Genomic DNA, 12,136 nt, shown 5'->3' on the forward strand with positions numbered 1-12,136 from the left:
CGAAACGGGACCGAATGCAACGGAGAGTGCGACAGTTTGCCTCTCCCTCGTGGAAAGGCACTGTTGCGTCTGTGGCATGCCGGAAAAGGCTCCGGCATGCCGGTTATGCGAGGTTATTGCGCGGCTTGCATCTTCATGCGCGGCGCGGCGGGTTGCACCGGAATATCGCGGCGCGCATCATCCAGAACGCTTTGACCCGCCTCGCGCAGGATGTTCGCCACGGACTCGAACCATTCACCATCATCGACCGCATCAGCGCGGCGCACCAGCCGCAACACGCGACCGGGTTCCTTCGCAAAGCGCGTCACCGCAAGTTTCGGGCTGGCATGCTGTTCGGCCACAGCCGAGATTTCGGGGATGAGCGTCACGCCCATGCCGCCCGAGGCCAGCGCACAGAGCGTCGTGAGCGAGGCAGCGCCCAGATCGACCGATCGCGCATCGCGATTCACATTGCAGATCTTCAACGTCTGGTCGGCAAGGCAATGTCCCTCTTCGAGCAGCAACAACTCGCCCGGATCGAGCGCATCGGGACTGATCCCCTCGAGCCGTTCGAGCGCCTCTGGCAGGCCCGCCAGCAGGAAATGGTCCTCGAAGAGCGTGATTTCCTCCGTATCGGGCGCAGGGGTCGCGATGACAGCCGCATCCAGACGCCCCTTGCGCAGGTCTTCCAGCAACTCGTGGGTCTGCGCCTCGCGCAGCCGGAAGCCCGATTGCACCGCCTGCAGCTTGGGCAATGCGCGCGGCATCAGATAGGGCGCAACCGTCGGAATGACGCCGAGATTCACCTGTCCCTGCCCGCGGCGCAGATCGGCCTCGAGCGATTTCAGCTCGGCATCGATGCGGAGTGCATGGTCGATCACCATCCGCCCTGCCCGCGTCAGCCGTATGTCGCGTGGCCGCCGCTCGACCAATGTCAGTCCAAGGGATTGTTCCAGCTCGCGAATCTGCATCGACAGCGCGGGCTGCGTTACATGCACGGATTCAGCGGCCCTGGAAAAATTCCGGAATTTTTCCAGGGCTAACATGTATTGCAGTTGGCGCAGGGTGATGTTCATAAGGGTGCCTTATCATTACTCATAGTATTACCGATTTCCCTTTATCACGCGACCGCTACATAGTTCCGTCGTAGGAAGCCAAATAAAAACCGCTGATGGAGTAAAAAATGTCAGACCGCACAAAACTTACCACAAGTGCCGGCGCGCCTTGGGTGTCCAACGAGACCTCGGAGACCGCAGGCCCGCGCGGTCCTGTCCTGATGCAGGATTACCAGCTGATCGAGAAACTGGCCCATCAGAACCGTGAGCGGATCCCCGAACGCACCGTCCATGCCAAGGGCTGGGGCGCGCAGGGCACCTTCACGGTTACCAATGACATCACGAAATATAGCTGCGCCAAGCTTTTCTCCGAAATCGGTAAACAGACCGAGGTTCTTTCGCGCTGGTCGACGGTGGCCGGCGAGATGGGCGCGGCCGATGCCGAGCGTGACGTGCGTGGCTTCAGCCTGAAATTCTACACTGAAGACGGCAACTGGGACATGGTGGGGAATAACACCCCCGTTTTCTTCGTCCGCGACGCCTATAAGTTCCCCGATTTCATCCATACCCAGAAACGCCATCCGCGCACGAATCTGCGCTCGCCCGAGGCGATGTTCGATTTCTGGGGCCGTAGCCCTGAATGTATCCATCAGGTGACGATCCTGATGTCGGACCGTGGTATTCCCAAGAACCCCGCCCATATGAACGGTTATGGTTCGCATACCTATTCCATGTGGAATGCGGATGGCGAGCGCTTCTGGGTGAAATTCCACTTCAAGACCCTGCAGGGCCATAAGCATTATACCAATGCCGAGGCAGAGGCGCTGATCGGCAAGACGCGCGAGAGCTATCAGGAAGACCTCTTCAACATGATCGAAGAAGGTAACTTCCCGAAATGGCGCTTCATGATCCAGGTGATGCCCGAGAAAGAAGCCGAGAACCTTGATTTCAATCCTTTCGATCTGACCAAGGTCTGGCCGCATAAGGATCATCCGCTGATCGAGGTCGGTATTCTGGAGATGAACCGCAACCCCGACAACTATTTCCAGATGGTCGAGAATGCGGCCTATTCGCCCTCGAACAAGGTGCCGGGCATCGGCTACAGCCCCGACAAGATGCTGCAGGCGCGGGTGTTCTCCTATGCCGATGCACATCGCTACCGTCTGGGCACGCATTACGAGGCTCTGCCTGCGAATGCGCCCAAATGTCCGGTGCATCACTACCATAAGGATGGTCCGATGCGGTTCTTCCCCGCCGAGACCGGCCATCCCGATGCCTACTATTCGCCCAACCAGTATGAAAGCGCGGCCGTTGCCGATCCGGCAGCTGCCGAGCCGCCGCTGCGGATCAATGGCGATGCCGACCGCTATGTGCAGGATGATGCCGACGCCGATTATATCCAGCCGCGCGCGCTCTATGCCGAGGTAATGGATGATGCCGAACGTGACCGCCTGCATCACAACATGGCTGAGGCGATGGGCCCCTGTTCGGAAGCTGTGACCGAGCGTTGGCTGACCGTGCTGGGCCGTGTCCATCCCGATTACGAGGCAGGCGTGCGCAAGGCGCTGGCGACAGATGGCAGCGACGTGAACGCGGTGCCAGTCACCAATGACAGTCCCGTGCCGACCAAGTAAGGGCGCGAGAAAAGGAAAAGGCCGCCGGATCCTCCGGCGGCCTTTTTTATCCGATCAGCGGGCTTTTTCCGCCATAGCGTTCCTCGTAATGGCGGTGCAACCGGATCAACGCGATGCGCAGCACGATCTTGCCGGAGCGCGCGGACCACCCCATATCGCGCTCGGTCGTCTCCAGCCCTTCGAGAAAACAGCAGCAGCGCAGCACAATATCTCCAAGCCCCGGCCCCAGATCCTGAAGCGCCGCGCCGACCCGCAGCTTGGCCGCCTCGGATCCCGCCTCTAGATTTCCCTGCACCGAGAACCCGCCCGAAACGCCTGCCGTGAGGAACCGGTCCCAATTCTGCGTGACGCGGGGTCCCATCTGCGCCAGTTCGAAATCCTCGCGCAACCTCTCGCCCGCCGCCACAAGCTGGGGCTCCAGAAACAGCTTGCCATCCCGATCACGGCGGCGTGCCAGAACCGCCAGCGGACTTTCGGAAGTATTCACGACCGGCTTGCGATCCACGCCCTCCGGCCCGTCGCGGCGGCGGCCTCTCGGGGTATCGTCCGCCAAGCTGCGCAGTGCGTCCCGTCCGCTGCGGGTGATCTCGTAGCTGGTGACCCTACCCTTGTGCTTGATCGCGATCCAGCCCCGAAGCGCGAAGGTCTCGGCCTGCGCGACGTCCACCACAAGGAGGCGCACCGTGCCACGCAGCACGACCGCCTTCTCCATATTCGGAGCCATGATCAGCAATGCACCAAGTTCGGTCAACCGCTGCAGAACGCGCCGCGCCTCAACCAGAAACGCTGGTGTGTCGGGGCGCTCCGGATCCCTGACTTCGGGCGTTGTGACCGGCGCGCCTTCGCGGATGTGGTCAAGCGCCTGATCGACGAGCGGATCTTCCCGCCGCTCCTCTATGCGGCGGATCCGGCGAAGAATCGTAGAGGCATGGCAGCCCTCCTCGCGTGCGAGCTGACGGATGGAGACGCCTTCCTCGACATGGGTGAGATAAAGCTTTGCGTAAGTCGTTAGCCAATTCGGTATCGAGCCATGACGCAGGTCAGAATGCATTTCGGTTCTCCCAAAACTGGATGGCACGCGCAGGTTGAATGAGTGCTAGAAAATAATCGCAAAGCCATCTAGTTAACTATGTTTCGAGAGAATGTTCGTCGTGAATAGTATAAAGATTACCAATGCCTGCGAACGGTCCTTCACAATAATACGCAACACTACCTAGAGTTGTATTCAGACTGCTTCATCTTTGGATGGAGGCAAAAGTGACAGAATTCGACAATCGGCTGGAGAAGCTCAAACGCCCGAAACTTCTGGTGCGCGCAGCTCGCATAGGTGCGGCTTTGTATAAACCGGAGCGCGATCTGCGCAGGATCATGGTTCTCTACCAGATCACAAATACAGCAGACATTCTGACGCAACTCCTCGAGAAAGAGGCCGAAATTGACAGTGTCCGTCGCCGCGTTGCCACCCAGTGGGGCAAATACGACCCTGCGCGCCATATCGAACTACTTGCCGCGATCATTTGGGAAGCGCGGGACACGGCGCAATTGCGCGCGCTCTAGCGGTTACTTGCGGAAAAGCGAGCCCAATATCCCGCGCACGATGGCCTTTCCGCCTTGGGTGCCGATCTGGCGGACAATGCTTTTTCCAAAGGTTTCCATGAGCGTATCGGAACTGCTCCGGCGTTGGGGTTTTGCCTCGGGAGAATTTGCACCCCTGTAGCGGCGGCCACGGCTCAGGCTCTCCGGGGCACTCCGGGGCGCTTGCGGATCATCCGCGACCATACGCGCCTGCAGGAGTTCGGCTGCGGACTCACGGTCGAGCGCCGTCCGGTATTTGGCATAAAGCGCGCTTTGATCGATCACGCGCTCACGGGTTGCCGCAGGCACCGGACCGAGCAGCGAAACGGGTGGGCGGATCAGACTACGCTCCACCTGTCCCGGAACGGCTTTTGAATTGAGAAACGACGTCACCGCCTCGCCTGTGCCGACATCTCGAATGGCTTCGATAATCCCGAAATCCGGATTCGCCCGATAGGTTTTGGCCGCCTGCTCCAGCTCTTTGTGGTCCTTGGCCGTAAAGGCGCGTAACGCATGCTGCACGCGGTTGCCGAGTTGGGACAACACATCCTCCGGAATGTCGGTCGGGTTCTGCGTCACGAAATAGACGCCAACCCCTTTCGAGCGGATCAGTCGGACAACCTGCTCGACCTTGTCGAGAAGCGGCTTCGGCGCGTCATCGAACAGAAGATGCGCCTCGTCGAAAAACAGTACGAAGACCGGCTTCTCGGGGTTCCCGATTTCGGGCAGGGTCTCGAAAAGCTCCGAAAGCAACCATAACAGGAAGGTTGCATATGTTTTGGGCGTATTGATCACTTTGTCTGCCGTCAGAATATTCACCTGCCCGCGCCCGTCTTCTGCAATGCGGATCATATCTGCCAGCTCGAGCGCCGGCTCGCCCAGAAATCCGGTGGCCCCTTCGCTTTCCAGCATCAGGAGCTGCCGCTGGATCGCGCCAATCGAACGCTTGTCGACAGTGCCATAACGCATGGTCAGCTCGCTCGCGCGCTCGCCCACATGGTGAAGCATGGCGCGTAGATCCGAGAGATCGAGAAGCGCTAGCTTTTCTTCATCGGCAAGATGGAAGGCGATATGCAGCACCCCTTCCTGAGCAGGAGACAGATCCAGCAGCCGCGATAGCAGAACTGGCCCGAGCTCGGACACTGTCATCCGGACAGGTATGCCTTTAGCACCTGTGAGATCCCAGAACTCGACCGGATAGCTCCGATAGCAGAGATCGAAGCCGATCTGCGCTGCGCGTGCCTCGAATGCCGATTTCAGCTTGTCCACGGGAGCACCGGCCGCCGCAAGCCCCGACAGATCCCCTTTCACATCGGTCAGAAAGACCGGAACGCCCGCATCGCTGAACCCTTCGGCAAGGGTCTGCAATGTCACGGTCTTCCCCGTCCCCGTGGCTCCCGCGATCAACCCGTGACGGTTGGCCTTGTCGAGCCGCAGCGATTGCACGACCCCGTAATCCGGTCCGCCACCGCCGATGAAAAGGGCGTCACCAACGAGCGTGTTTATGGCAGTCTCTGGGCGGGATGCAGTCATTACAGGGCCTCCGGCAAAAAATCTTAATTGAAAATATGTCGTGCGCTCCTGTGCAACAACGGAAAATTAGCCAATTCGGGGCAATGTCATATTTGTCGGATCAGCTGCGCATCGCGCCAGTTTCCGACTTTTCCTCCCTGTCAGACTGGCCGCGCTTTCAAAGTGCGGCTTTTTTTTGTGCAATCGACCAAAAAATCGAAGCCATGTCGTGCGAATGACACAAACCCTGTTGACGACATTGTGTCCGCCTCGTAGCGTCCAATCAAAGAACGAAGTCGGCCAAGTCCGACAGGGGGAACCTATTGAAAAGGGCACCGAAATATCGGGCCCTTTTCTTCATTTAAACAACACCTTACCCAGATCACATCTCTGTCGTCCACAGGTGATCACAAGGTTTTTGCCCTGACAGTCCCAACGCACCGTGATATGCGTGAGCCGACGGCCCCGAACCGGCCAGAATGAAGGATTGAAAGGCAGTATGACCAATCTCAACAAGACATTGATGTTCGCCGCCGTGCTGAGCATGTCCGCCTCTTTCGCTATGGCACAGGATACGACTGCGCCAACAACCGATGCTCCTGCAACTCCGACCGCGCCTGCGGCCGATGCGCCTGCGGCGAGTGCGCCCGATACAGCGGCTCCGGCCGCTCAAACCCCTGCCAAGGATGGCCCCGGCACGACCTATATCGCCTCGACCCATGGCGACTGGAAAGTGCAATGTGTCCATACCGAAGACGGCTCCGACCCCTGCCAGCTCTACCAACTCCTGAAAGACCAGAGCGGCAATAATGTCGCCGATATCTCGATGTTCCCCCTGCCCGAGAATAATCGCGCGGCTGTCGGTGCGACCATCATGGTGCCGCTCGAAACGCTGCTGACGCAGAATATGGTGATGAAGCTCGATAGTAACGAGCCCAAGGTCTACCCCTTCACCTTCTGCGCGCAGGCGGGCTGTTTTGCCCGTATCGGTCTGACTGCCGACGAGCTGACGCAATATAAAAAGGGCAGCAAGATCGAGATGACTATCGTTCCGGTCGCTGCACCGAACCAGAAAGTCAATGTGGCGATCTCGCTTGCAGGCTTCACGGCCGCCTATGACGAGGTGAAAGCCTCGAACACCAAGGCGCAGGCCAAAGACAAGCCTGCGGCAGCTCAGTAAGCCAGGAAAATCCCCGTGAAGGCCGCCCGTCCGTGGCGGCCTTTTTCATATCCGCTTGAGCGCGAGCACCGCGTTCATACCGCCAAAGGCGAAAGCGTTGGAGAGTGCGATATCGATCGATGCCTCACGGGCTTCGTTCGGCACGACATCGAGGTCGCAATCGGGATCAGGTGTATCATGATTGATTGTCGGCGCGATCACGCCCTCGTTCAGCGCCATGAGGCAGGCCAGCACTTCGATTGCGCCAGTGCCACCTATGCAGTGACCATGCATGGCCTTTGTCGAACTCACCAGAACATGATCCGCCTGTGCTCCCAAAGCGCTTCGGATGGCTGCGGATTCGGTTCTGTCATTGGCTGCAGTGCCGGTACCATGCGCGTTGATATAGCCCACGCGATCGGCCGCTATACCGCCATCGGCAAGTGCACCACTTATGGCACGCGTGGCCCCTTCGAGCGAGGGCATGACGATGTCGCCTGCATCCGACGTCATGGAGAAACCACAGATCTCGGCTAAAATCGAGGCATCACGGGCCTTGGCGCTCTCGAGGCTTTCGAGCACGAAAACGGCGCCGCCCTCGCCCTGCACCATCCCGTCGCGGGACTTCGCAAATGGCCGGCACCCGGTTCTGGACATCACGCGGAGCCCTTCCCACGCTTTGAGCCCGCCAAAATTCAGCATGGATTCAGAGCCGCCTGCCAACATTCCCTCCGCCATACCCGAGCGGATCATCTGATAGGCCAGCCCGATGGCGTGGTTGGAGCTGGCACAGGCCGTGGCGACCGAGAAGCACGGGCCCTGCAGGTTCCACGTCATCGACAGATGCGAGGCGGCGGCATTATTCATCAAACGAGGCACGGTAAACGGATGAACACGGCTTTTGCCTTCAGCGAAAACCGTGTGGAACGCGTCGTTCACGGTGCTGTTCCCACCACCAGCCGTTCCCATAATACACCCCCATTTCAGAGGATTGCTGACCGATCTTAAACCAGCTTGCGACATCGCTTCCTGCCCGGCCACCAACGCAAACTGGGTGAAGCGGTCATAGAGGCCGAGCTGCGCGCGGCTGAAACGGGCTTCCGCATCCCACCCCTTGATCTGCGCCCCGATCCGCACCTGCAACCGGTCGAGATCAGGAATATAGAGCGGCCCTATCCCGCAGCGCCCCTCTCGCATGGCGCGCAATGTTCCGGGAACATCCAAGGCAAGCGCGTTGACAGTGCCAGCGCCGGTAATGACAACGCGCTGCATGGCTTACACGAAGGCCTCGCCCTTCTGGCCGCAAATCATCCGCTCAACGGCGTTGACGATCGCACCGACCGAAGAGATATCGAACTCGGACTGGCTCGGCTCGTTGGCGTTAAAAGGCACTGAGATATCGAAAGTCTCCTCGATCGCGAAAATCATTTCGACGAGCCCGAGGCTGTCGAGCCCCAGATCCTCAAGCGTCATATCCGGCTGCACATCGGCGGGTGCCATGACAGCTTCGCGCGCGATGATGGAGATGATTTGCTCTTGCACGTCAGACCTCATGAGATGATTACTCGGTGCCCTTGTTGTCTCTCAGCTCTGCAACAGTTTTACGAAGATCGGCGAATTGTGCAAACAATCTCGGTAGCCGACGGATGGATTTCTGGATCTCGACCTGTGTCTCCATCTTGACCGCAGGAGAGCCGAGCAACACCCGCCCTGCCGGTGCATTGGTGAAGATCTTGGTTGAACCTCCGGCAATAACATCATCACCGATAAAGATATTATCCGATACGCCGGTCTGCCCGCCAAGCACCACACGGTTCCCGATCTTTACCGATCCTGCGATCCCCACCTGACCACACATCATACAGTCATCGCCAATCTGGACGTTATGACCAACACAAACGAGGTTATCGAGTTTTGTCCCGTTTCCGATTCTGGTGGCGCGCACCGTTCCGCGATCGACCGTCGCATTGGCGCCGATTTCCACATCATCGCCAATGATCACGGTTCCCAGAGAATGGATGCGGGTCCAGTGTTGCGCGTGGATCTCCTCGCGCTTGCCAACCGTATTGCGGATTTCCTCGACGCCGGATTTTTCGGGCGTCACGAAGGAAAAGCCATCCCCGCCCAAGACAGCATTCGGATTGCAGATGAACCGGTCGCCGATCCTGACATAGGACATGATCCGCGCACCTGAATGGATCAGCGCATCGTCGCCAATCTGCACCCCTTCAGCAATGAAAACCTGAGCGGAAATACGGGCTTGCGCGCCAATCTTCACGCCGCGCCCGATATAGGTGAAGGGACCGATTGCCGCGCCCTCGCCGATCTCGGCACTCGGGTCGATCACTGCCGAAGGATGGATACCCGGGGCGATTTCCGGACCCGGATCGAAGACTTTCGACAGGCCAGCCATCGCAAGACGTGGGCGCGGCACAAAAATGGCCGCATCGAGGTCGAACGCAGAAAAATCCGCATCTTCCCAGAGCATTGCGACGCGAGCTTCACCTTCGGCCAAGCCCGCTGCATATTTCGGATCCATAGCCAAAGCGATTTGACCCGCTTTCGCGCTGGACGGCTCGGAGGCGCCCGACACGGCCAGCGTCCCGTCACCCTCGAATCTTGCCCCGAGTGCTTGCGCGATTGCGTCAACGCGATGTGCCATAACTCTGCCTTTCCATCTTGCGGGCCGTCCTGCGGCCCTTTGCCCTGACTTAATTCGTCAGCGCGGCAGATTCCACCCCGGCCTTGTGCAAGGCGGCGTAAAGGCGTGCATCGCGGCCATAGACGTCGCGGCGATACTCGATCTTGCCCTTCGCATTTGGCCATGCAGTGAAATAGACCAAATGCACGGGCACCGGCGGTGTCAGCTTCACGGTTGTCTCGTTGCCACTCTCGAGAATGCGCTGGAAATAGGCCTTGGGGTTGTCGGTCTGGGGCGCGAGCAGCGTATAGGCCAGTTCAAATGGCTCGCCCACACGCACACAGCCGTGGCTGAAAGCGCGCTGCTCTTTCGAGAACAGAGATTTCGACGGCGTATCATGGAGATAGATGTTATACTTGTTCGGGAACAAGAACTTCACCAAACCAAGAGCGTTATGCTGCGAGGGTGGCTGGCGCATGGCGAAGGGGAAACTGCTGGCGGTATACTGGCTAAAATTCACCGCGCCACGCGGCACCACCTGCCCGCGCGAATCCACCAGCTGCAGCTGTGCCGCCGCATTCGGATTGCGCTGCATCATGGGAAGATATTCCTTGGTCACGATAGACTGCGGCACATGCCATGCCGGATTGATCACCATACGGTCCATCATATCGGAAAATTCCGGCGTCTGGCGGTCTGGCGTGCTCTGGCCGACGACCGTTACCGATTTGAACGTGGTTTTGTCGTCATCTACAACCCTGACCGAGAAATCGGCGATATTGACCCAGATATGGCGCTTGCCGAGATCAGTGCCGTTCATCCAGCGCATCCGTTCAAGCGCCACAAGTACGGATTTCAGCCGCTCTTGAGGGGCCGCGTTCAACGCCTCGAGAGTCGAGCTTCCGGCCACGCCATCGGTGATCAGCCCCTGATCCTCCTGAAACTGCTGGACAGCCTTCTGCATCGCGCCGTCATAGCTGGCCGTCGGATGGGAGCCGAGATACCCCATATTCTGAAGCCGGTTGCGTAGCGCAATGACTGCATCCCCTTGGGCGCCAGGTCGCAGGATACCGGCATGGACCTCGGGCCCCCAGCCACCATCGGCAATCGTGGTCTCGAGATCGAGCTTGGCTTTGACGAGCTGTGCATAGGCCGGACTGCGGGGCGCGAGCGCATGCAGCCATGCCAGAGGCGTCTGGCTCTGGCTGAATGCGCGGATCAGGGTAAGATTATCGGGCCGGTCGATCTCGCGCACGATCGTCGGGTCGACCTTCTTGGGCGTTAATATGCCGCGCGAGAGATCCTGTGCGTAGCGTAGGAAAGTTTCCGACATCCGGATCTCGAGCTGCCCGCGCTGGCGTTCCGAGCGCAGCTCGCCAAAGGCCTGACGCAGCCCCTGCGCGTCATAGCGTTCACTCGGAAGCCCCTGAGCGCCAGCTTGATCCAGCACGCGGAAAAAGGCGGCGCGGCGGGAGGCATCGCCTGCGCCGGTCCATATCGGCTGGTAGTCGCGTGCGGAATAGAACTGTACAAGCGCCGGATGGTCGGTCGCCCCTTCGGCCACGGCCTGCATGAAGCCGGAGATGGTTATCTGCGATGCGGGCACCGCACCGGCCACTGTTGCGAGATTGGTCTGGGCATGGAGGCTGCTGCCGAAGGACGCCGCCAATAAGCCGGCCAGACCCGCATATCTGAGAGAATCGATCATCGTCCGCCTGCTGAAAGTCATCTGCACATTCTACATGAGGGATCGCGCGCAGCATCACGAATGTCCAGCATCAAGGCTTTGTTAACCATTTTCATGGCAACTATGTCGCATTACCTCAACAATCGTCCCCTTGTGGCGCCATGAGTGGCAATTTTCCGCCTAAATCCTAGTTGACCATTCGTTAACTAGAGAATTCACAGTTGATCGCGAAGACGTGGGGGACCTAACGTGATCGCGATCTGACGAGAGGCATGCGTAAAGTCGCAGATAAGCGGCGCGCAAAAAAACTTAGGCAGGCATAAAAATGGCAAGCAACCTATTGTTCACCCGCCGTGGTCTTCTCGGGGCTTTTGCAGCTACCGCAGTCGTCGCAGCGCCTACCATGTCCAATGCGTTCGGTTTTTTGCGCGGCGCGGGCGATGTGCGTCGTATCCGCATGTATTCGGGCCGCACAGGTGAGAGCATCAATACAGTCTACTGGATTGATGGTGAATATATCGACGATGCGCTCAACGAGATCACCCATTTCATGCGGGACTGGCGTACCGGCACAAAGAAAACGATCGACCGCCGCACGATCGATATCGCCGCGGCCTCGCATAATCTGATGGATATCCAAGAGCCCTATATCATGCTTTCGGGGTATCGTTCTCCAAAGACCAATGCGATGTTGCGCTCGCGGTCCGGCGGCGTGGCCCGGAACTCCCTCCATATGCGCGGTCAGGCAGCAGATCTGCGGCTCAAGTCGCGTTCGGTCAACCAGATGTATAAAGCGGCCATGGCCTGCCATGCGGGGGGCGTCGGCAAATACAGTCGCTCGAACTTCGTCCATATGGATTGCGGTCCGGTCCGGTCTTGGGGCGCCTGAGCACC

11 protein-coding genes are annotated in these 12,136 nt (G+C 59.0%); 4 read left to right on the forward strand and 7 right to left on the reverse strand.

The genetic code is table 11. From position 1 onward, the window contains the following. Positions 1-113: 113 nt before the first annotated feature. Positions 114-1,055: a LysR substrate-binding domain-containing protein gene (locus tag WDB91_RS10900; RefSeq protein WP_339112588.1), complete on the reverse strand. Its 942-nt coding sequence runs from the start codon at positions 1,053-1,055 to the stop codon at positions 114-116. A 107-nt stretch (positions 1,056-1,162) separates the two neighbouring features. Between WDB91_RS10900 and WDB91_RS10905 the strand changes: the two genes are divergently transcribed. Then, positions 1,163-2,668, forward strand: a complete 1,506-nt coding sequence (locus WDB91_RS10905; protein ID WP_339112589.1) for a catalase — start codon at positions 1,163-1,165, stop codon at positions 2,666-2,668. A 46-nt stretch (positions 2,669-2,714) separates the two neighbouring features. Here WDB91_RS10905 and WDB91_RS10910 read toward each other — a convergent pair whose 3' ends face one another. After that, positions 2,715-3,719 (reverse strand): DUF6456 domain-containing protein, encoded by a 1,005-nt coding sequence (locus WDB91_RS10910; protein WP_339112590.1) that lies wholly within the window; start codon positions 3,717-3,719, stop codon positions 2,715-2,717. Positions 3,720-3,925: 206 nt separating this feature from the next. Here WDB91_RS10910 and WDB91_RS10915 point away from each other — a divergent pair, with 206 nt between their 5' ends. Further along, complete coding sequence (locus WDB91_RS10915; RefSeq protein WP_339112591.1) at positions 3,926-4,225, forward strand: DUF6477 family protein; 300 nt, start codon at positions 3,926-3,928, stop codon at positions 4,223-4,225. A 3-nt stretch (positions 4,226-4,228) separates the two neighbouring features. Here WDB91_RS10915 and WDB91_RS10920 read toward each other — a convergent pair whose 3' ends face one another. Next, a complete protein-coding gene (locus WDB91_RS10920) occupies positions 4,229-5,776 on the reverse strand; it encodes a helicase HerA-like domain-containing protein (protein WP_339112592.1) in 1,548 nt (515 codons plus the stop codon). 523 nt (positions 5,777-6,299) lie between these two features. Here WDB91_RS10920 and WDB91_RS10925 point away from each other — a divergent pair. After that, positions 6,300-6,935: an invasion associated locus B family protein gene (locus WDB91_RS10925; RefSeq protein WP_339114509.1), complete on the forward strand. Its 636-nt coding sequence runs from the start codon at positions 6,300-6,302 to the stop codon at positions 6,933-6,935. 45 nt (positions 6,936-6,980) lie between these two features. Here the strand turns inward: WDB91_RS10925 and WDB91_RS10930 are convergent, their stop codons facing one another. The 4 genes from WDB91_RS10930 to WDB91_RS10945 are packed head-to-tail and all read right to left on the reverse strand — an operon-like array spanning position 6,981 to position 11,263. Next, entirely contained in the window at positions 6,981-8,186 is a 1,206-nt protein-coding gene (locus WDB91_RS10930) for a beta-ketoacyl-[acyl-carrier-protein] synthase family protein (RefSeq protein ID WP_339112593.1), read from the reverse strand. Positions 8,187-8,189: 3 nt separating this feature from the next. Next, positions 8,190-8,468 carry an acyl carrier protein gene (locus WDB91_RS10935; protein WP_339112594.1) on the reverse strand — a complete coding sequence of 93 codons (279 nt, stop codon included), beginning with the start codon at positions 8,466-8,468 and terminating at the stop codon, positions 8,190-8,192. A 7-nt stretch (positions 8,469-8,475) separates the two neighbouring features. After that, on the reverse strand, positions 8,476-9,576 hold the full coding sequence (locus WDB91_RS10940) for a UDP-3-O-(3-hydroxymyristoyl)glucosamine N-acyltransferase (RefSeq protein WP_339112595.1): 1,101 nt from the start codon (positions 9,574-9,576) through the stop codon (positions 8,476-8,478). A 49-nt stretch (positions 9,577-9,625) separates the two neighbouring features. Next, on the reverse strand, positions 9,626-11,263 hold the full coding sequence (locus tag WDB91_RS10945) for a L,D-transpeptidase family protein (protein WP_339112596.1): 1,638 nt from the start codon (positions 11,261-11,263) through the stop codon (positions 9,626-9,628). Between the two features lie 304 nt (positions 11,264-11,567). On the opposite strand from WDB91_RS10945, the gene WDB91_RS10950 reads away from it, so the two are divergent. Further along, positions 11,568-12,131 (forward strand): DUF882 domain-containing protein, encoded by a 564-nt coding sequence (locus WDB91_RS10950; RefSeq protein WP_339112597.1) that lies wholly within the window; start codon positions 11,568-11,570, stop codon positions 12,129-12,131. Positions 12,132-12,136 lie beyond the last annotated feature (5 nt).

Origin of the sequence: Thioclava sp. GXIMD2076, assembly GCF_037949795.1 — a bacterium.
Lineage (GTDB): Bacteria > Pseudomonadota > Alphaproteobacteria > Rhodobacterales > Rhodobacteraceae > Thioclava > Thioclava kandeliae.

Coding starts and splice junctions, on each gene's coding strand:
- WDB91_RS10905 (WP_339112589.1), top strand. CDS start 1,163: ATGTCAGACCGCACAAAACTTACCACAAGTGCCGGCGCGCCTTGGGTG.
- WDB91_RS10935 (WP_339112594.1), bottom strand. CDS start 8,468: ATGAGGTCTGACGTGCAAGAGCAAATCATCTCCATCATCGCGCGCGAA.
- WDB91_RS10950 (WP_339112597.1), top strand. CDS start 11,568: ATGGCAAGCAACCTATTGTTCACCCGCCGTGGTCTTCTCGGGGCTTTT.
- WDB91_RS10930 (WP_339112593.1), bottom strand. CDS start 8,186: ATGCAGCGCGTTGTCATTACCGGCGCTGGCACTGTCAACGCGCTTGCC.
- WDB91_RS10910 (WP_339112590.1), bottom strand. CDS start 3,719: ATGCATTCTGACCTGCGTCATGGCTCGATACCGAATTGGCTAACGACT.
- WDB91_RS10940 (WP_339112595.1), bottom strand. CDS start 9,576: ATGGCACATCGCGTTGACGCAATCGCGCAAGCACTCGGGGCAAGATTC.
- WDB91_RS10945 (WP_339112596.1), bottom strand. CDS start 11,263: ATGATCGATTCTCTCAGATATGCGGGTCTGGCCGGCTTATTGGCGGCG.
- WDB91_RS10925 (WP_339114509.1), top strand. CDS start 6,300: ATGTCCGCCTCTTTCGCTATGGCACAGGATACGACTGCGCCAACAACC.
- WDB91_RS10920 (WP_339112592.1), bottom strand. CDS start 5,776: ATGACTGCATCCCGCCCAGAGACTGCCATAAACACGCTCGTTGGTGAC.
- WDB91_RS10900 (WP_339112588.1), bottom strand. CDS start 1,055: ATGAACATCACCCTGCGCCAACTGCAATACATGTTAGCCCTGGAAAAA.